This window comes from Nocardioides rubriscoriae, assembly GCF_008087085.1.
Classification (GTDB): domain Bacteria; phylum Actinomycetota; class Actinomycetes; order Propionibacteriales; family Nocardioidaceae; genus Nocardioides; species Nocardioides rubriscoriae.
The window spans coordinates 197606-216755 of the sequence record NZ_VIYJ01000001.1; the positions used below are offsets into that span (position 1 = coordinate 197606).

At 72.0% G+C, this 19150-nt stretch carries 17 protein-coding genes and 1 tRNA gene; 5 read left to right on the forward strand and 13 right to left on the reverse strand.

What is annotated here, in order from left to right; all coding sequences use genetic code 11:
* The first annotated feature begins 67 nt into the window (after positions 1 to 67).
* Together pdxY and FZC61_RS01000 are read left to right on the forward strand one after the other, a co-directional pair.
* Complete coding sequence (gene pdxY, locus FZC61_RS00995) at positions 68 to 919, forward strand: pyridoxal kinase PdxY (protein ID WP_148611575.1); 852 nt, start codon at positions 68 to 70, stop codon at positions 917 to 919.
* Positions 920 to 954: 35 nt separating this feature from the next.
* Positions 955 to 1992: an aldo/keto reductase gene (locus FZC61_RS01000; RefSeq protein ID WP_148611577.1), complete on the forward strand. Its 1038-nt coding sequence runs from the start codon at positions 955 to 957 to the stop codon at positions 1990 to 1992.
* A 14-nt stretch (positions 1993 to 2006) separates the two neighbouring features.
* Here the strand turns inward: FZC61_RS01000 and FZC61_RS01005 are convergent.
* The 3 genes from FZC61_RS01005 to FZC61_RS01015 all read right to left on the reverse strand — a co-directional run bounded on the left by FZC61_RS01005 (position 2007) and on the right by FZC61_RS01015 (position 3486).
* Positions 2007 to 2079 (reverse strand) — tRNA-Thr (locus tag FZC61_RS01005).
* A gap of 40 nt (positions 2080 to 2119) precedes the next feature.
* Positions 2120 to 2848 (reverse strand): SDR family NAD(P)-dependent oxidoreductase, encoded by a 729-nt coding sequence (locus FZC61_RS01010; RefSeq protein WP_148611579.1) that lies wholly within the window; start codon positions 2846 to 2848, stop codon positions 2120 to 2122.
* Between the two features lie 50 nt (positions 2849 to 2898).
* Entirely contained in the window at positions 2899 to 3486 is a 588-nt protein-coding gene (locus tag FZC61_RS01015; protein ID WP_148611580.1) for a hypothetical protein, read from the reverse strand.
* 128 nt (positions 3487 to 3614) lie between these two features.
* On the opposite strand from FZC61_RS01015, the gene soxR reads away from it, so the two are divergent.
* A complete protein-coding gene (gene soxR, locus FZC61_RS01020; protein ID WP_148611582.1) occupies positions 3615 to 4043 on the forward strand; it encodes a redox-sensitive transcriptional activator SoxR in 429 nt (142 codons plus the stop codon).
* Between the two features lie 40 nt (positions 4044 to 4083).
* Positions 4084 to 5304, forward strand: a complete 1221-nt coding sequence (locus tag FZC61_RS01025; protein ID WP_148611585.1) for a DUF4032 domain-containing protein — start codon at positions 4084 to 4086, stop codon at positions 5302 to 5304.
* 51 nt (positions 5305 to 5355) lie between these two features.
* Here FZC61_RS01025 and FZC61_RS01030 read toward each other — a convergent pair whose 3' ends face one another.
* From FZC61_RS01030 to cysS, 8 genes are all read right to left on the reverse strand, one after another.
* The gene (locus FZC61_RS01030; RefSeq protein ID WP_148611587.1) at positions 5356 to 5934 is read right to left on the reverse strand and encodes a hypothetical protein; all 579 of its coding nucleotides are present in this window, start codon (positions 5932 to 5934) and stop codon (positions 5356 to 5358) included.
* Position 5935: 1 nt separating this feature from the next.
* The gene (locus FZC61_RS01035) at positions 5936 to 7723 is read right to left on the reverse strand and encodes a choice-of-anchor P family protein (RefSeq protein WP_148611589.1); all 1788 of its coding nucleotides are present in this window, start codon (positions 7721 to 7723) and stop codon (positions 5936 to 5938) included.
* Complete coding sequence (locus FZC61_RS01040) at positions 7720 to 8427, reverse strand: ABC transporter ATP-binding protein (protein ID WP_148611591.1); 708 nt, start codon at positions 8425 to 8427, stop codon at positions 7720 to 7722. The genes FZC61_RS01035 and FZC61_RS01040 overlap by 4 nt, the downstream gene beginning before the upstream one ends.
* A complete protein-coding gene (locus tag FZC61_RS01045; protein WP_148611593.1) occupies positions 8424 to 9266 on the reverse strand; it encodes an ABC transporter ATP-binding protein in 843 nt (280 codons plus the stop codon). The genes FZC61_RS01040 and FZC61_RS01045 overlap by 4 nt, the downstream gene beginning before the upstream one ends.
* On the reverse strand, positions 9247 to 11334 hold the full coding sequence (locus FZC61_RS01050; protein ID WP_148611595.1) for a branched-chain amino acid ABC transporter permease: 2088 nt from the start codon (positions 11332 to 11334) through the stop codon (positions 9247 to 9249). Before FZC61_RS01050 ends, FZC61_RS01045 begins: the two co-directional genes overlap by 20 nt.
* A 30-nt stretch (positions 11335 to 11364) precedes the next feature.
* Positions 11365 to 12870, reverse strand: coding sequence for an ABC transporter substrate-binding protein (locus FZC61_RS01055; protein ID WP_148611597.1), 1506 nt, complete (start codon positions 12868 to 12870; stop codon positions 11365 to 11367).
* Positions 12871 to 13121: 251 nt separating this feature from the next.
* Positions 13122 to 14078, reverse strand: a complete 957-nt coding sequence (gene rlmB, locus FZC61_RS01060; RefSeq protein ID WP_148611599.1) for a 23S rRNA (guanosine(2251)-2'-O)-methyltransferase RlmB — start codon at positions 14076 to 14078, stop codon at positions 13122 to 13124.
* Positions 14068 to 15465: a cysteine--tRNA ligase gene (gene cysS, locus FZC61_RS01065; RefSeq protein ID WP_148611601.1), complete on the reverse strand. Its 1398-nt coding sequence runs from the start codon at positions 15463 to 15465 to the stop codon at positions 14068 to 14070. Before cysS ends, rlmB begins: the two co-directional genes overlap by 11 nt.
* An 84-nt stretch (positions 15466 to 15549) precedes the next feature.
* Between cysS and FZC61_RS01070 the strand changes: the two genes are divergently transcribed.
* On the forward strand, positions 15550 to 16791 hold the full coding sequence (locus FZC61_RS01070) for a C39 family peptidase (RefSeq protein WP_148611603.1): 1242 nt from the start codon (positions 15550 to 15552) through the stop codon (positions 16789 to 16791).
* A gap of 54 nt (positions 16792 to 16845) precedes the next feature.
* Here FZC61_RS01070 and FZC61_RS01075 read toward each other — a convergent pair whose 3' ends face one another.
* Entirely contained in the window at positions 16846 to 17589 is a 744-nt protein-coding gene (locus tag FZC61_RS01075; protein ID WP_148611605.1) for an SDR family NAD(P)-dependent oxidoreductase, read from the reverse strand.
* Entirely contained in the window at positions 17586 to 19106 is a 1521-nt protein-coding gene (locus FZC61_RS01080; protein WP_148611607.1) for a molybdopterin-dependent oxidoreductase, read from the reverse strand. Before FZC61_RS01080 ends, FZC61_RS01075 begins: the two co-directional genes overlap by 4 nt.
* Positions 19107 to 19150: the final 44 nt, after the last annotated feature.

Genomic DNA, 19150 nt, shown 5'->3' on the forward strand with positions numbered 1-19150 from the left:
ACATCGCGATAACTGTAACGCGTTCTAGTTTTCCCGTCACCGGTTCATCGGCGCAAGAATCCCTCTCGTGAAGATCCTGTCGATCCAGTCCTCGGTCGCCTACGGGCACGTCGGCAACTCCGCGGCGGTCTTCCCGCTGCAACGGCTGGGGCACGAGGTGTGGCCGGTGCTGACGGTGCACTTCTCCAACCACACCGGGTACGGCGCGTGGCGCGGACCGCTGCTCGACCCGGCCGACGTGCGTGAGGTCATCGCCGGCATCGACGACCGCGGCGTGCTCGGAACCGCCGACGCGGTGCTGTCGGGCTACCAGGGCGACCCGGCCGTGGGCGCGGTCGTCCTCGACGCGGTCGCGCGGGTCAAGGAGCTCAACCCCGACGCGGTCTACTGCTGCGACCCGGTGATGGGCGACGTGGGGCGCGGCATGTTCGTGCGGCCCGGCATCCCGGAGTACCTGCGCGACGAGGTCGTGCCCCGCGCCGACGTCGTCACCCCCAACCACTTCGAGCTCGACTTCCTCGCCGGCCGCACGACCACGACGCTGGCCGAGGTGCTCGACGCGGTCGACGTCGTACGCGACAGCGGGCCGCGCGAGGTGCTGGTGACCTCGGTCCGCCACGCCGACTCGGCTTCCGACACCCTCGACGTCGTCGCCGTCTCCGACGCCGGCGCCTGGGCCGTCACCACCCCGCTGCTGCCGATCGCCCCCAACGGCTGCGGCGACGTCACCGCCGCGCTCTATCTCGCCCACCTGCACACGACCGGCTCCCCGGCCCGGGCGCTCAAGCTCACGACCTCGGCGGTCTACGCCGTCCTCGAGGCCACGCTGGCCGCCGGCACCCGCGAGATCCAGCTCGTCGCCGCCCAGGACGCCATCGCGTCCCCGCCGCCGCGGTTCGAGGCGCGGCAGCTGCGCTGACGGGTCCTCACCGCCGCATGCCTACGGTGGAGGGCATGGACCACAGACCTCTCGGACCCACGGGCATGCAGGTCAGCCCGCTCTGCCTCGGCGCCATGATGTTCGGGGCGTGGGGTGAGCCCGACCACGACGAGTCGACCCGGATCATCCACGCCGCCCTCGACGCCGGCATCAACATCGTCGACACCGCCGACATCTACTCGCAGGGCGAGTCGGAGGTGATCGTCGGCAAGGCCCTCAAGGGTCGGCGCGACGAGGTCGTGCTCGCGACCAAGTTCCACGGGCCGATGGACGTCGCCATGGGCCAGCCGGGCGGCGACCCCAACCAGCGCGGCAACTCGCGGCGCTGGGTGGTGCAGGAGGTCGACAACAGCCTGCGCCGGCTCCAGACCGACTGGATCGACCTGTACCAGGTGCACCGCCCAGACGGCATCACGACCGACGAGGAGACGCTCTCGGCGCTCACCGACCTGCAGCGTGCGGGCAAGATCCGTGCCTTCGGGTCCTCGACCTTCCCGGCCCACCACGTGGTCGAGGCGCAGTGGACCGCCGAGCGCCGCGGCCTGGGCCGCTACGTGACCGAGCAGCCGCCCTACTCGCTGCTCGTGCGCCGCATCGAGGCCGACGTGCTCCCGGTGGCCGAGAAGTACGGCATGGGCGTGCTCCCGTGGAGCCCGCTGGCCGGTGGCTGGCTCACCGGCAAGGTCCGCCAGGGCCAGGACGCGCCCGACAGCAACCGGGCCAGGCTCAGGCCCGGCTTCTTCGACGACCAGGTCAAGCTCGAGGCCGTCGAGCAGCTCAACCTGCTCGCCGAGGACGCCGGCCTGAGCATGGTGCACCTCGCACTGGCCTTCGTCATGCAGCACCCCGGCGTGACGGCGCCGATCATCGGTCCGCGCACCATGGCGCAGCTCGAGTCACAGCTCGGGGCCGTCGACGTCACCCTGACCAGCGACGTGCTCGACCGGATCGACGAGATCGTCCCCCCGGGCCGCAACGTCTCGCCCGGCGACGACGGCTACACCCCGCCCGCCCTCGAGCAGCCGTTCCTGAGGCGACGGCGTACGTCGTGAGGCAGTGACTCCGGAGCCGCGTGAGAGAGTCGAACTCTCGACATTTCGCTTACAAGGCGAACGCTCTGCCAACTGAGCTAACGCGGCGGCGCCCACCTCGAGGGCGGGCGGCTACATCCTAAGCCGATCAGCTCATGCCCCCGTCGAAGGCCAGCACCGTGCCGGTGATCATCCGCGCCTCGCGCGAGGCGAGGTAGACCACGGCCGAGCCGATCTCGGCCGGGGTGATCGTGCGCCCCGGCAGCATCGGCATCAGCCGGTCCATGACCCGCGGGTCCAGGTCGTCAGGGAAGGCGCCGGCGACCTGGGAGACCAGCGGGGTGTCGACCGTGCCGGGGCAGATCGCGTTGACGCGCACGCGGTCGGGGCCGAGCTCGAGGGCCAGCGAGCGCGTCATCATGGTGAGCCCGCCCTTGGCCGCGGAGTACGCCGCCGCGTAGGGCTGCGGCACGTTGCCGGCCACCGACGACACGTTGACCACGCACCCGCGGCAGGCCTTGAGGAAGGGCAGCGCTGCCTGCATCAGCATGAACGGACCCTTGAGGTCGATGCGCTGGACGCGGTCCCACGCGGCGTCGGTGATGGTCTCGAAGCGGCCGAACTGCACGACGCCGGCGATGTTGGCCAGCACGTCGATGTGGTCGTGCGTGGCGGTGACCGTGGCGATCGCGGCCTCGACCGCCGCACGCTCACCGACGTCGCAGGCGACGTACGAGACACCGTCGGGCACGGTCGGAGCGAGGTCGAGCCCGTAGACGGTGTCGCCGAGGTCGCGGAACAGCTCGGCGGTGGCGAAGCCGATGCCCGAGGCGGCTCCGGTGAGGACGACGACGCGGGACGTGCTGGGTGCGGGCATGGCCGGACCGTAGCAACCGCACTAGAACGAGTTCTAGTGCAGGCGTCGGGTCAGGGCGCGATCAACGACCAGGTCACGATCGAGTTGGCAGGGACGGTCTGCGAGGAGCCACCCGCACACACCATGAGGTACGGGATGGCGCCGCCCTGCGAGGTCTCGGTGACGAGGGTCGGCAGGATCGTCCCGGTGTTGTTGACCACGGCCCCGCCGGTGGCGGACGTGACGGTGCCGACCACCAGCGAGCCCAGGACGCCGTCAGGCGCAGGGTTGTACAGCGTGAGGAAGATCTGGTCGCACTCGCCTGCCGGGATCGTGATCGGCGAGCTCAGGACCGTGACCTGCGCGGTCTGCGACCCACCCAGGTCGGCCAGGCGAAGCGACCCGTCCTTGACCGCCGCCCCGGTCACGGCGTTGCGGCCGAGCTTGGGAGAGGTGACGGCACCCCTCTTGAGCTTGGGGGTCGTCACGGCGCCGTTCTTGATCTTGGGCGTGGTGACCGCGCCGTTGGCGAGGGCCTTGGTCCTGATCGAGCCGTTGGCGACGGCGTACGCCGTGCCGGACATCGCCACCAGGAGGGCGAGCGCCGACAGGACCAGGCTGAGGTTGCCCCGCGCTGCGGGGCCGAGGATGCGGGACATGGGGTTCTCCGTCTGCTCGGGGACCTCTCGACGCTAGGACGCCCGCCGCCGCTGCGCATGACCCGGAATGACTACGTCGTGCTCCGACCGCCCTTGAACCATGGTTGAGGTCTGACGAGACTGAGGCCATGACGTTGACGATCGGACAGCTCGCCGAGCGGTCGGGGGTCGCCGCCAGCGCCCTGCGCTTCTACGAGGACCGCGGGCTGATCACCTCCGAGCGCACCACCGGCAACCAACGCCGCTACGCGCAGTCGACGCTGCGCCGCGTCGCGTTCGTCCGAACGGCGCAGCGCGTGGGGCTCAGCCTCGACGAGATCCGCACCGCCCTGGCCGAGCTGCCCGACGGGCGTACGCCGACCAAGGCCGACTGGCACCGGATCAGCCGCGCCTGGCGACCCCGGCTCGACGAGCAGGTCCGCCGCATCGAGCTGTTGCGCGACCGCCTCGACAGCTGCATCGGCTGCGGGTGCCTCAGCCTGCGCTCCTGCGCCCTGACCAACCCCGCCGACGACATGGGCGACCGCGGCCCGGGGGCGGTGCTGCTCGAGCCCTGAGCACGCGCCGCCCGGGCCGGTGGCGGGTTACGGTGCAGCCATGGCGCTCCACATCGTGGCCAACCGGCCCGACCCGGCGCTGCTGACCCTGCCCTGGGCCACGCCGCTCGAGGAGTGGACCGACGACCACGTCGTCCCCCTCCCCCGCGGCCTGAGCCGCCACGTCGTGCGCATCGTGCGGCTGCGCGGGCGTACCTACGCCGTCAAGGAGACGGTCGAGGCCATCGCGTTCCGCGAGTACCGCCTGCTGCGCGACCTCCAGCGACTCGGCCTACCCGCGGTCGTGCCGCAGGGCGTCGTGACCGGCCGCACCGACCCCGACGGCGAGGAGCTGCCCAGCGCGCTGCTGACCGAGCACCTGCGCTTCTCGCTGCCCTATCGCAGCCTGTTCGCGCACGGCATGACCGCCGACAACCTCCCGGCCCTGGTCGACGCCATCGTCGTGCTGCTCGTGCGGCTCCACCTCGCGGGCTTCTTCTGGGGCGACGTGTCGCTGAGCAACGTGCTGTTCCGGCGTACGGCGGGCGACTTCGCGGCCTACCTGGTCGACGCCGAGACCGGAGAGCTGCGCCCGGAGCTGTCGGACCGGATGCGCGAGCACGACGTGACCATCGCGACCGAGAACGTCTTCGCCGAGCTGCTCGACCTGCAGGCAAGCGACTCGCTCGACCACGAGGTCGGCGCCCACGAGATCGTCGACCTGCTCGCCGAGCGGTACGCCGCGCTGTGGGCCGAGCTGACCGGCGCCGAGGAGTTCGGCTTCGACGAGATGTGGCGCATCGAGCAGCGCATCGAGCGCCTCAACGACCTCGGCTTCGACGTCGAGGAGCTCGACATCGTCACCGACATCGGCGGCGACTGGGTGCGGATCCAGCCCAAGGCCGTCGAGCTCGGCCACCACCGCCGCGAGCTGCAGGGCCTCACGGGCCTCGACGTCGAGGAGAAGCAGGCCCGGCGCCTGCTCAACGACCTGGCGTCCTACACGGCGTACTGGGACCTGGGACGCGAGGACCGCACGCTGGTCGCGACACGCTGGCTGACCCAGGTCTACGAGCCGATCACCAAGCTGGTGCCGGTCGAGGCACGCGGCAAGCTGGAGGCGGCCGAGGTGTTCCACGAGGTGCTGCAGCACCGGTGGTACCTCTCCGAGCGCGCCGGCTCCGCGGTCGACCTCTTCGAGGCCGCCCGCGACTACGTCGACAACGTGCTCTCGCACAAGCCGGAGGAGATCACCGTCTCCGCCGACGACGACCGACGATAGTCGTGGACGTTCTGCACCGAACCAAGTCCCGGTGCAGAACGTCCACGACCATCAGGGCTTGCAGACCCGGCAGGGCTGGAGGTCGGTGCGGGCGCCGGCGGGCTGCAGGTCGTCGCGGTGGCTGATCAGGGCGCAGTCGCGGCGGTGCATGGTGGTGCCGTCGCCGGCGGTGACGGGCATCGCGTCGACGTCGCCCACGGGGTCCATGGTGGCCGCGGCCCGTGAGGTGATGTCGGCGAGCACGAGAAGGGTGTCGGCCAGGCGGGCCGACGCGGCGTTGTTGTCGGCGGCGATCTTGGCCAGCCACGCCCCGAAGTACAAGAACCCGCCGAGGAACGTGACGCCGAGGCCGAGGAAACCGCCCGAGGTCTGGTAGGCCTCGCGCTCGAACTCGTAGACCGAGTTGGCCACGCCGTAGTAGCCGAGCAGGATGATCACGATCCCCAGCGGCATCATGATCGCGCCGGCCCAGAAGAGCACGACCTGCAGCACCGCGGAGCTGCCGCCGCCGCGCAGGGGGGCGGTGCCGCTGCCCCCACGGGTCTGGACGCCGGCGCGCGGCAGGGGTGCCGCGGCGCCCATCCGGGAGCCGCTGGCGCGTTCGGGCTGCGTGGTGGTGGGGGCGGTCATGTCAGGTCACCTTTCGGAGGTCGGGGAGGCCGGAGGTGAGGCCGTGGGCGCAGGAGCCGGTGCCGCCGAGGGCCATCAGCCCGAGGCGTCGGGTGAAGAAGCCGGCGATGCCGGCGCCCAGCAGGCCGCCGTAGAGCAGCAGCCCGGGGAAGGACAGCAACGGGGGCAGGCCGGGCACGGTGTCGGCGCCGACCGGGCTGATCGCCTCGGTGGTGGGGGCGTCACCGGCCGGGGCAGCGGGGACCGGGCCCGAGTCGGTCGGGGAGGCCGCGCTGCCGCCGCCGGAGCTGGCGGCCGCGCCGCCGCCGGCAGCGGCGTCCGTGGCGTCGTCGGTGGGCGCCTCGGCCGGCGGCGGAGGCGGCGCGATCGCCTCGGAGGTGTCGACCCCGGCGAACGACGTGCCGAGGTAGAAGACCATCCGGGGCGCGGCGTTGACCGCTGCCTGCAGCCCGCTCTTGATCGGCACGCCCTGGTCGTCGGGGAGAGCACCGATCACGGTGTTGAGGGCGTCGGTGAGGCCGCCACCCTTGGCCTTCAGCACCCGCAGGTCGAAGTCGACGACCAGACCCTGCATCGCGGTCGACGCGGCGTCGCCGTCGAGGGTGTAGGTCGGCTTGGGCACGCTGATGGTGATGCCGAGCTCCTTGAGCAGGTCGACGCCCTGGGCCGGCAGCCCCGGGACCGCCGCGCCCTGGCCGACCGCCTCGAAGCCGTCGGGGCCGAAGGCGAAGCGCTGCCCGGCGATGACGACGTCGCCGTACGTCGCCTTCCCGAGGCCCTTGCCGGTCTTGCCGTCGCTGGTGGCGCTGGAGACGGTGGTGACGCTGTCGATGGTGACCAGTCCGCCGAGGATGGTGATGTCGCTGGCCACCGAGCGGGCCTGGGCGGTGGCCAGGTCACCACTGTCGGTCTTGGAGACCGACGTGAAGCCGCCGACGTCGACCAGCGCGGCCAGCGGCTCGGGCAGCACCGGAGCGCCGGCGGCCACCTTGGTCGGCGCTGCGGCGTCGGCCCGGCCACCGCCGAGCAGCGAGGTCAGGCCGCCCGTGGCGGGGAGCCCGGGCACGCCCGGCAGGTCGGGCAGCCCGGGGATCGGGCCGCCGCCGCCCCCGTCGCCCCCGTCGCCCCCGTCACCGCTCGCGTCGTCGTCCTGGGCCTGAGCGTCGGTAGAGCTGGCGTTCTCGGCCCGTGCGGTGCCGTCACCGGCCACGGCGCGCTGCACCATGCCGGGCAGCGGCTCGTCGGCCTCCTGCTTCGGACCCGACGGGAAGACCGCGTTGACCTGCACGGGGTAGCCCTGGCCGGCGATCGGTCCGGCGAGCTCCGGCGGCAGCATGAGCGCCTCGACGATGGTCTTGAAGCCCTCGCCGACCGGCGCGCCGGGCCACAGGTACGACGCACGCGAGCGGCTGCTGGCCGAGTCGGCGAGCACCGAGCTGTAGCCGACTGAGACCTCGGCCTGCGGCTCGGCGGGCAGCGGGATGGTCGGCTCGTAGATCTCGACCTTCAACGGGCTGGCCGTGCTGCTGGTGCTGTAGCCGGCGAACCCCGGCTTCTTCCCAGCGGCCGTGGCCGGCCCACCCACGGCCTGGCCCGGGGCGGCCGTGACCGACAGCGTGGCCCCGACGACGGCGACCGCGGCGAAGCCACCGGCGACCCGCCGCAGCGTCGTACGACGGGCGGCCAGGGCCTCCACGGCGTGGGAGCGCCCGGCTCGACCGGACCGGGTCGCGGAGGGCAGGACGACGGGCAGGGGGGCGTGCGGGTTGGTGCTGTGGTGGCCGCTCATGCGGCACCTCCCAGGATGACGTCGGACATGGTCTCGAGGATCTCGGCGGGCTCACCGGAGGCCACGACGCGGCCTCCGGTCATGACGGCGGCGTAGTCGGAGACCCGCAGCGCGGTGCGGGCGAACTGCTCGATGCACAAGATGGAGACACCCGACTCGGCGATGCGGGCCACGGTGTCGTAGAGCTCCTCGACGATCAGCGGGGCCAGGCCCATCGAGAGCTCGTCGAGCAGCAGCAGGGCCGGGTCGGAGGCCAGCGCCCGCGACATCGCCAGCATCTGCTGCTCGCCGCCCGACATGGTGCCGGCCAGCTGCTTGCGCCGCTCCAGCAGGCGGGGGAAGTAGGTGAACGCCGTCTCGAGGACCGCACCGGCCGGGACCCCGGCGTACGACATGAGCTGGAGGTTCTCCTCGACGGTGAGGTTGGGGAACACCGAGCGGCCCTCGGGCACCGTGCACAGCCCGATGCGAGCGAGGTCCTCCGGCGCGGCCCGGTGCACGTTGACGCCCGCGAGGTGGATGTCGCCGCCGGTGTGCTCCTTCTGCCCGGCGATGCACTGCACGAGGGTCGACTTGCCGGCCCCGTTGGGGCCGAGCAACGCCATCACCGCCCCCTTGGGCACCGACAGGTTGACGCCCCGGAGCACCTCGATGCGGCCGTAGGCGGCGGTGAGGTCGCAGACCTCGAGGATCGGCACGCTCACGCGGATCCCTCCTTCGTCAGCGCCGGGATGACGAGGGTGGCCGCCTCGTCGACGTGCTTGCCGACGGTGACGCCTGGGCCGGACGACCCGGGCGCGTCGTCGTCGGCGTCGGAGTAGCCGAGGTAGGCCTTCTGCACCTTCGGGTCGCTGCGGATCATGCCGGGGTCGCCGATCGCGATGACCTCGCCGAAGTCGAGGACCCGGATGGTGTCGCAGACGTTCATGACCAGGTCCATGTCGTGCTCGACCATGAGGATGCCCATGCCCTCGGCGGCGAGGTCCTTGAGCAGGTCACCGAAGTCGTCGGTCTCGGTCTCGTCGAGACCCGAGGAGGGCTCGTCGAGTAGCAGCAGCTTGGGCGACCCGGCCAGGCAGCGCGCCAGCTCGAGCAGCCGGGCCGTGCCGGTCGGGATCGAGTCGGCACGGTCGTCGGCGTACGACGCGATGCCGACGCGCTCGAGCAGGCCGTCGATCTCGGCGCGCTGTTGGCCCGGCGTGCGGACGATGCCTCGAAAGCCGCGGTGGATGTCGAGGGCGACGCGGACGTTGTCGCGCACGCTCAGCGATCCGAAGGCCTCCAGGCGCTGGAAGGTGCGCCCCATGCCCATCCGCGAGCGACGGTGGACCGGGGCCCTCGTCACGGCCTTGCCGTTGAAGCGCACCGCTCCCTTGGTGGGGCGCTGCAGGCCGCTGATCACGTTGAAGCAGGTGGTCTTGCCGGCGCCGTTGGGCCCGATCAGCCCGGTGATCCGGCCGGCCTCGGCCTCGAAGGAGGCGTGGTTGACCGCGGTCACCCCACCGAACTGGACGACGACGTCGTCAACCTCGAGCAGCGACACGGTCGCTCACCTCCTGCGTGACGAGCACGACGCCGTCCGGCGCGTGGGTGTGGGCGTGGGTGTCGCCGGCGGGGGTGTGGTCGACGGGCCCGTCGGTCGGCCCGTCGACCGCCCCGTCGGCGGTGGTGAGCTGCGGCAGCCCGGCCTCGAGGCGGGCGCGCAGCCGCTTCTCGACCCACCGTCCGGCGCGGAACAGGTAGTTGGCCAGGCCGTTGGGGTCGCGAGCGGCGAGCACCGCGCTGAGGCCGATGATCATGAACATGACGCCGCCGAGCGGCACGTCGAGACCGAACTCGGTGAAGCTCTCGGCCTGCAGCACGGGCAGGAGCATCAGGCCGATCCCGCCCAGGGCGGCCCCGGTGACCGAGGTGACCCCGAAGGCCACGGCGAGCAGCAGCAGCGGCAGGCTGTTGAAGAAGATGAAGTCGGCCTCGCCGATCAGGCCGCGCAGCCCGGCGACGAGCGCACCGGCCAGGCCGGCGATGCCGGCCGAGGCGGCGAACAGCCCGACCCGGAACCACCGCATGTCGAGCCCGAGGGTGCCGCAGGCGGCGGGGCTGTCGCGCATGGCGATGAGCATCCGGCCGATGACGCCGCGACGCACGACCAGCACGCCCATCGCGATGACGACGAAGAAGACGACCATCATGAAGACGTAGGCCCCGGTCGAGGTGAACTCGTAGCCCGGCACCGACAGCCGGCCGACCTCCAGGGCCCCACCGGACCCGAAGCCGATGGTGTCGTTCTTGAAGACGACCTTCTCCATGATGACCGCGAAGGCCAGGGTGGCCAGGGCGAGGTAGAGCCCGGTGAGCCGCAGCACCGACAGGGCGACCAGGGCCCCCACTCCGGCGGCGACCAGGGTCGCGACGAGCAGGCCGTAGAGGTTGAAGTCGCCGAGCTGGGCGTAGGTCAGCGCGCCCACACCGGCGAAGGAGAGCTGCCCGAGCGACACGTGGCCGCCGTAGCCGGTGAGCAGCACCAGCGACAGCATCACGATCGCGTACGTCGCGGCGGTGCCCAGGCGCAGCAGGCTGACGTCGTCGGCCCTGGCGATGTAGACGGCCGCGACGAGCAGGGTCACGACCGCGGTCACGCCCATCCGCGGCACCGACGGCACCGGTGCGGAGACCATGCCCTTGACCTGTCCGATGCGCAGCTGGGCCTGGGGCGCGAGCACGATCACCGCGAACAGGAAGATCGGCACGATCGCCGGGCGGATGGTCGACAGCAGCTCGCTGTCGGTCGAGTAGCCGACCAGCAGCGACTCGAAGACACCGACGCCCATGGCGCCGACGAAGGTCATCGGCAGGCTCTTGAGCCGCCCGACCATCGCCGCGGCGTAGGCGTTGATCACCAGCAGCGTCAGGTCGAAGTAGGACAGGCCCAACGCCGACACCAACAGGATGCCGGCGAGACCGGCCAGCGACATGCCGATCATCCAGGCCAGCGCCGCGGCGTTGTCGGGCTTGCCGCCGAACAGGCGCAGCAGGTCGGGGTTGTCGACCGAGGCCCGCATCGCGGTGCCGATGCGGGTGCGGTTGAGCAGCACGAACAGCGCGGCGGCGACCGCGATCGAGCAGATGATGGTGATCAGCTGGTGGCCGGTGACCGTGGTCTCGACGCCGGGGATCTGCCAGCCGGGGACGCCGTCGCCGTCGGCGAAGCCCTGCCAGAACGGCGCGACGAACCGGGGCGCGTCCACCTCGATCCTGCTCTCGGGCCAGCGCTGCTGGGCGAACCCGATCAGGCCGACGAACAACCCGACGGTCACGACGAGCGAGACGCTGACCGGGGCGTTGCCCAGGCCCCGGGTGATCAGCCTCTGCATGATGAAGCCGATCAGCGGCGCCACCACGAAGAGCACCAGGAAGATCGCGAGCAGCGTCGGCATCCCCTGGCGGACGGTGAGGTCCCAGAAGACGAACGACAGCACCATCCCGAAGGCGCCGTGGGCGATGTTGAAGACCCGGGTCGTGGTGTAGGTCAGCACCAGGCCGCTCGCGGCGATCGAGTACGCCGCCCCGGTGAACAGGCCCGGGATGAGGAAGGCGAAGAAGGTCTGCATAGGGGTCCTTGACGTGGGTCCGGGGGTCGCTCAGCGGGCCGAGGAGAGACCGGTGCAGGAGTACTTGGTGCCACCGACGGGCTTCCAGGCGCCGCCGGAGAGCTGGATGAAGCGCCAGCACTCCCCGGTGCCCTTGGACCCGACGGGCTGCGGCGCGTGCATGCCGTTGGCCGTCCAGTCGTCGACCTTGCGGGTCTCGGCGATCAGCGACTCGCGGGTCAGCTTGCCGCCGAGCTTGGCCGCGAGGGTGGTGAACAGCCGGGCCGCCGACCAGGCGAAGACCCCGAAGAACAGCGGCGGCGTGCCGGGCTTCACCTGTCCGAGCCACGTCTTGTAGAGCTGGACCTCGGGGTTGTTCTCCTCGAACGGCGCGAAGTTGGTGTAGACCGTGGTGCCGTCGACGGCGCTGCCGCCCTGGCTGACGTAGCTGGGGTTGTAGTCGGTCGGGTCGCGCAGGTAGAGCTTGGGCTGGTAGCCCTGCTGCTGCATGGCCTGGCGCATGCGCACCGACAGGTTGTAGGCGGTGGTGAAGAACACGACGTCGATGTCCTTCTCCTTCAGCGCCGAGACGTAGGAGGAGTAGTTGAACTCCGAGGTCGGGATGCCCTGCACGACCGGGAAGTCGAGCCCGCGCTTCTTCATGGCGTTGACCTGCGCCTCGGCGTTCTGCTTGGCCGCCCCGGCGTCGGAGTAGAAGAACGCGGCCTTCTTGGCCGACGCGGCGCCGACGGTCTTGACGACGAAGTCGGGCACGGCGTTCTCGAAGAAGTTGGTGTTGACGGCCTGGACGCCGAAGCAGGTCGTGCAGGCGTTGCGCTCGAAGGTCACCGAGCCGCCACGCAGGTCGGGCAGCCCGCAGTCCTGGGCGGTCTTGGCGCCGCCGAGGTCGAAGGCGGAGACCGAGCCGACCATCGCGAAGACCTCCTTGCACGCCTTGGCGTACTGCTCCTGGTCGCCGGCCGCGTCGGTGCGGCTGTCGTAGCTGATCAGTTTGAGCTTGCGCCCGCAGATGCCGTCGGGGACCGAGGCGTTGAAGTAGGCGGTGAAGGCCTGGGTGGCGTCCTGCGCGGTCGCGAAGAGCCCCGGCACCGGGCCGGTGATGTCGGAGGAGTTGCCGATGGTGATGGTGTCGTCGGTGATGCCGGTCTGGTTCTTCAGGCCCTCGCAGCTGGCGGCCGACGGCGCCTTGACCGCCGGGTCGGTGGCCGCGTCGCTCGGGGCGTCGCCACCCCCGGCGCCGCCGGCGTCGCTGCCGGAGCCCGCGCCGGGGTCGGACACGGTGCCGGGGTCGGAGCCCGCTCCCGCGGCGGGGTCGGCCGGCGCGCCACCGGCGCCGGGGTCGACGACCGTGCCGCCGTCGAGGCCGGCGGCAGCGTCGCCCGCGGTGCCGTCGGCGACCACCTGGCCGTTGCCGTTGGTGCGGGCGACCTGCGCGGGGTCCAGGTTGGACCCGCACGCGGCCAGGGCCAGCACGAGGACCCCGATCGCCGCCGCCCGGGCACGCGGTCGTCGGGTCTGTGTGGCACTGCGGAGCATGAGCACGGAACCTCCGGGGCGACGCTTCGAAGAAAACTAGAACCTGTACTAGTTATCAAACGAGGCCTCGGCCCAAAGGTGACGCGCGTCACCGGTGATTTTGCGATCGCGGTCACATCTGGCCCGGACGGGTGAGCCAAGACGCGTCTCAGGGCTACTCACACCCTCAACGACGTCGACCCGTCGCGTGTACGCGACGGGTCGGCGGGGTCCGGAGGTCGACCCGTCGCGTAGACGCGACGGGTCGGCGGTCAGGCGCGGGCGCGGCTGACGGCGTAGAGGCACACCGAGGCGGCGACCCCGGCGTTGAGCGACTCGAGGGTGTTGGCCATCGGGATCGAGACCAGGTGGTCGCAGGTCTCGGAGACCAGGCGACCCAGGCCGTCACCCTCGGCCCCGACCACGATGATCAGCGGGCCGCGGACCAGGTCGCGGTCGGCGACGAGCGCGTCCAGGGTGAGGTCGCCGTCGGCGGCCAGGCCGACGACCATGCAGCCCTCCTCCTCCTGGAACGACTTCAGGGTGCGCACCAGGTTGACGGTCTGGGCGACCGGCATCCGGGCGGCGGCGCCCGCGCTGGTCTTCCAGGCCGAGGCGGTCATGCCGGCGGCGCGACGCTCGGGGATGACGACGCCGTGGGCGCCGAAGCCGGCCGCGCTGCGGATGATCGCGCCGAGGTTGCGGGGGTCGGTGATCGAGTCGAGGACCACGATCAGCGGCTTCTCCTTGTTCTTGTCCGCCAGGTCGAGCAGGTCGTCGGGGTGGGCGTACTCGAACGGCGGGATCCGGGCGGCGAGACCCTGGTGGACCGCGCCGTCGGTGAGCCGGTCGAGCTCGCCCTTGCTGACCTCGAGCAGGCTCAGGCCCTTGTCCTGGGCGATCCGGAACGCCTCGCGCAGGCGGCCGTCGCGCTCGGCGCCCTCGGCGACGTAGAGGCCGGTGATCGGGATGCCCTCGCGCAGCGCCTCGAGGACGGAGTTGCGCCCGGCGATCCACTCGGCGTCGGTGCCCTTGCGGCGCGGCCCACCCTTGGACGCGGCCCGCTTCTTGGCCTGCAGCGCCTTGTGGGCCTTGTGGTACTCGCGCTCGGTGGCCTTGGGGGTCGGCCCCCGGCCCTCGAGGCCGCGCTTGACGCGACCCCCGGAGCCGGCGGTGGGCTTCTTGGAGCTCTTGCGGACCGAGCCCTTGCGTTGCGAATTACCGGGCATTTCTCAAGCTCCATTTCGGGCCGGCGGGCGTGTCTTCGACCTCGATGCCGGCGTCCTTGATCTGGTCGCGGATGGCGTCCGCGCGGGCGAAGTCGTGGGCGGCGCGCGCCTCGGCGCGCTGCGCGAGCAGACCGGCGACGAGGGCGTCGACGGCTGCGGTGAGGGCGGCGTCGTGGCCGCCGGCCGAGCCCCAGGCGGGGTCGGCGGGGTCGAGGCCCAGGACGCCGAGCATGGCCCGCACCCGGGCGGCGTGCGCCTGCACGGCGGCAGGGTCGGCGGCGCGGTTGGCCTCGCGGACGGTGTCGAACAGCACGGCCACGGCCGCGGGGGTGCCGAGGTCGTCGTCCATCGCGGCGGCGAACGCCTCGGGGACGTCGCCGGCCTCGCCGGGACCCGCCTTGTCGAGGAAGGTCTCGATGCGCCGGAAGCCGACCGCGGCCTCCTCGAGCGCCTCGAAGCTGAACTCGACGTGGGAGCGGTAGTGGGCGCTGACCATGTAGAAGCGCAGCTCGATGCCGCGCACGCGCTCGAGCACCTTGGGCACGGCCAGGGAGTTGCCGAGCGACTTGCTCATCTTCTCGCCGGCGGTGGTGATCCACGCGTTGTGCATCCAATACGACGCGAACGGGTGTCCGGCCGCGCGCGACTGGGCCTGCTCGTTCTCGTGGTGGGGGAAGCGCAGGTCGACGCCGCCGCCGTGGATGTCGAAGGCGGGGCCGAGGTACTTACCGGCCATCGCCGAGCACTCGATGTGCCAGCCGGGCCGACCGGGACCCCACGGGCTCGGCCACGCGGCGGTCTCGGGCTCGACGTCCTTCTTGTAGCCCTTCCACAGCGCGAAGTCGCGCGGGTCGCGCTTGCCGCGCGGGTCGGCGTCCTCGGCCGGCTCCATGTCGTCGACCCGCTGCCCGGTGAGCTCGCCGTACGACGGCCAGGACAGCACGTCGAAGTAGACGTCGCCCGACCCGTCCTCGGCGGCGTAGGCGTGGCCGCGCGCGATCAGCGTCTCGATCAGCTCGAGCATCTCGGGGACGTGACCGGTCGCGCCGGGCTCGTAGGTCGGCGGCAGCACGTTGATGCTGGCCAGCGCCTCGCGCAGGCGTCCGTGCATCTCGTAGGCGAGGTTGAACCACGCACGGCCCTGCTCGGCGGCCTTGGCCAGGATCTTGTCGTCGATGTCGGTGACGTTGCGGATGAAGCTGACCTCGTAGCCCTGGTGGGTCAGCCAACGGCGCAGCACGTCGAAGTTGACCGCCGAGCGGACGTGACCGACGTGGGGCTCCGACTGCACCGTGAGACCACAGACGTAGACGCCCGCCTTCCCCTCCTCCAGGGGTCGGAAGTCGCGCACCTCGCGCATCGCGGTGTCGTAGAGCCGGAAGGTCACCGGCCAAGTCTAGAGATCGGGCGCCCCGACCGCTCATCCACGAAGCCTGTGACGGATGGGGCGCATGTGACGTACCGTCGACGCGTGCGCCTTCCCCTCGCCCGACTCGTCCTCAGCGCGGCCCTCGCGTCCTGTTACGTTGCCGCGGTGACACCCGGTACGGCGGACGCGCAGGCGCCCGCGCGGCGGATCGCCTACCACCAGTGGGACTCCACCGCCGAGCTCGCCACCGGCCGCTCGTACGGCCTGACGGTGGCCGACGGCCGCGCCCGGTTCGCGTCGTCGACCGCGCGCCGCAAGGTCGGCACGACCAGCTACGAGACCGCCAGGTGGGAGTCGGCGTGGGTCTCCCCCGGCTTCGCCTTCACCGAGCTGATCGCCTCGTGGTCGGCGCTCACGCCGTCCGACAGCTTCGTCGAGGTGCGCGTGCGCGGCCGCGACGCCGCCGGCACGACGTCGTCGTGGGACCTGATGAGCCGGTGGGCCCTGTGGGACACCTACACCCACCGCACCACTGACTCCGGCCAGGCCGACGACCTCGCGAGCGTCGACGTCGACACCTGGAAGGCCCCGGCCGGGCTGACCTCCTACCAGGTGCGCGTCGTGCTGGCCCGCGCCGCCGGCACCACCGCCCGGCCCTCCGTCGACACCGTCGGCGCGGTCGTCTCCGCGCTGCCGGCCACGACCCCGGCGACGTCGGCCCCCGGCGTGGCGCGCGGCGTGGTCCTCGACGTCCCCCGCTACTCGCAGATGGCCCACGACGGTCACTTCCCGCAGTGGGGCGGCGGCGGCGAGGCCTGGTGCTCGCCGACCTCGACCTCGATGGTCCTGGGCTACTACGACCGGCTCCCCCGCGCCGCGTCGTACAACTGGGTGCCGGCAGGCCACACCGACCCGTGGGTCGACTACGCCGCTCGAATGACCTACGACCACGACTACGACGGCACCGGCAACTGGCCGTTCAACACCGCGTACGCCGCCCCGCTGGCCGGCAAGGCGTTCGTGACCCGGCTGCGCGACCTGCGCGATGCCGAGCGCTTCATCAAGGCCGGCATCCCGCTGGTCGCGTCGGTGACCTTCGGACCCGGCGAGCTCGACGGCGCCCCGATCGGCTCGACGGCCGGCCACCTGCTGGTGATCGTCGGCTTCACCGCCGACGGCGACGTGGTGGTCAACGACCCGGCGGCCGGCACCCGCGCCGGCGTACGCCGCACCTACGACCGCGGCCAGCTCGAGCGGGCCTGGCTCACCCGCTCCGGCGGGCTGGTCTACGTCATCCGCGACGCCGCCCACCCGCTGCCCGCCCGGTCGCCCGGCAACTGGTAGACCCGATAGTCGTGGACGTTGTGCACACGTGCAGAACGTCCACGACTATCGGCGTCAGACGCCGTAGCCCCCGTCGACGTCGAGCTTCTGGCCGCTGACGAACCCGGCGCGGTCGGAGGCCAGGAAGCAGACGGCCTCGGCGACGTCGGCGGCGGTGCCGAAGCGACGCAGCGGGATGTTGCTGCGGGTGATCGCGAGGTCGGCGTCGCACAGGTCGCCGGAGGCGATCAGCCGCTCGGCCATGCCGTCGGTGAGCATGCCGGGGCCGACGGCGTTGACGCGGACGCCGTAGCGCCCCTCCTCGGCGGCGAACGCGCGCACCATCGCCTCGACCGCGGCCTTGGGGGCCGAGGAGAGCCCGTCGCGCACGGGGTAGCGCGCGGTCGCCGCGGTCGTCACCGCGACCACCGAGCCCCGCGACGCACGCAGGTGCGGCAGGGCCGCGTGCACGACGGCGAAGAACGCCGCGGCGTCGGCCGCGAGCTGCTGCGCCATCTGCGTCGGACTCACGCGCGAGAGGTGGAGCATCGGCACGTGCGGCCCGGCGGCGTGCACGAGGGTGTGCAGTCCCCCGCCGTCGGCGACGACCTGCTCGACGACCCCGGGGACCGCGTCGAGGTCGTCCAGGTCGAGCCGGTACGACGCCCCGCGGGCCGGCGCCTCGCGGCGGTAGGTGACCGCGACCCGGGCGCCCCGCGCGGCGAGCAGGTCGGCGACCGGCGCGCCGAGGCCGCCGTTGCCGCCGACGACGAGCGCGACCCCGGGCCGGCCCGCGAAGTCGTCCGGGGGGTCGGTCACGCCACGGAGAAGTCGACCGAGTGCCACCCGGTGGCACCGTCGGGCAGCACGTCGGCACGCACGCTGGTCTGCACGTTGCCGTCGGCGTCGGTGGCGCGGACCGTGACGGTGTGGTCGCCCGGCTCGAGGTCGACGGTGGCCTTCCACTGCACCCAGGTGTCGGTGCTGGCTGCCGCACCGAGGTCGGCGGGCGTCCAGGGGCCGCCGTCGACCTGGATGTCGACCGCGGAGATGCCGGTGTGCTGGATCCAAGCGGTGCCGGCGACCACGACCTGGCCGGCGGGCACCGTGGCGCCACGGGAGGGGACCTCGACCTTGGAGGCCATCTTGACCGGGCCGAGCTCGCCCCAGCCGCGCTGGGTCCAGTAGGCGTCGACCTGGTCGAAGGTGGTGACCTCCATGTCGACGACCCACTTGGTGCCCGAGACGTAGCCGTACAGGCCCGGCACGATCGTGCGCACGGGGTAGCCGTGGTCGCGCGGCAGCGGCTCTCCGTTCATCGCCACGGCGAGCATCGCCTTGCGGCCGTCCATCAGCACGTCGAGGGGGGTCGCGCAGTTCCAGCCGTCGATGGAGGTCTGCAGGACCGCGTCGGCGCCCGGCTGGGGACCGGCCGCGGCGAGGATCGGGGCGAGCAGGGCGCCGCTCCACCAGGCGTTGCCGATCAGGTCGCCGCCGACCTCGTTGGACACGCAGTTGAGCGTGATCCATGCCTCGACGCCCTCGCGGCCGATGAGGTCGTTGTAGGTCAGGGTGATCTCGCGGTCGACCATGCCGTGGATGCGCAGCGACCAGTCCTCGGCCAGCACCACGGGACGCGAGAACGCCGTGTCGATGAGGTAGAAGTCGTCGGCCGGGGTCATCCACGGCTGGACGCCGTCGACGTCGACGCGCGCGCCGGCGGGGATCACGGGGCTGGTCACCGGGAGTCGCAGGCTCTTCTGCTCCTCCTTCTGCTTGCGCACGTCCTGGCCGAAGAGCCGTCCGGCGATCGTCGAGATGCTGGCGACGCCGACCACCGCACCCACGACGACCAGGAAGTCGCGGCGACGTCCGCGCCACAGGTCGCCGAACAGGTGGCTGTCGTCGAGCGACTGCAGCTGCCGCAGGCGCTCGCCCAGCAGCGCCATCGCCCCGACCATGGCGACGTAGCCGAGCGCGACCGGGACCAGGCGCGTGACGGTGGCGCCGTTGGTGGTGAGCACGGCGATGCTGCCGAGCACAGCGACGGCGCCGAAGCCCGCGACCGCGACCCACCAGCGGGTGCGTGCGGCCCGCCCGATGACGGCGAACAACGTCGTCAGGATGAGCAGGATGGCGGGGATGGTGATCTTCTTGCCGGAGTTCTCGCGGGCCCAGTTGACGATGCCGGCCGGCGAGTGGTCGCGCACGAAGTCGGCCACGGCGACGACGGCGCCGGGCTGGTTGAACCACTCGGTGAGCGCGAAGTTGATCGCCAGGCCGGTGAATCCGGCGAGCACGCCGGCGAACGACCACGCGGCCGCAGACCTCTTCATGGTCACATCTTCCCTCAGGCATGATCGGCCCGTGACTTCCGCGG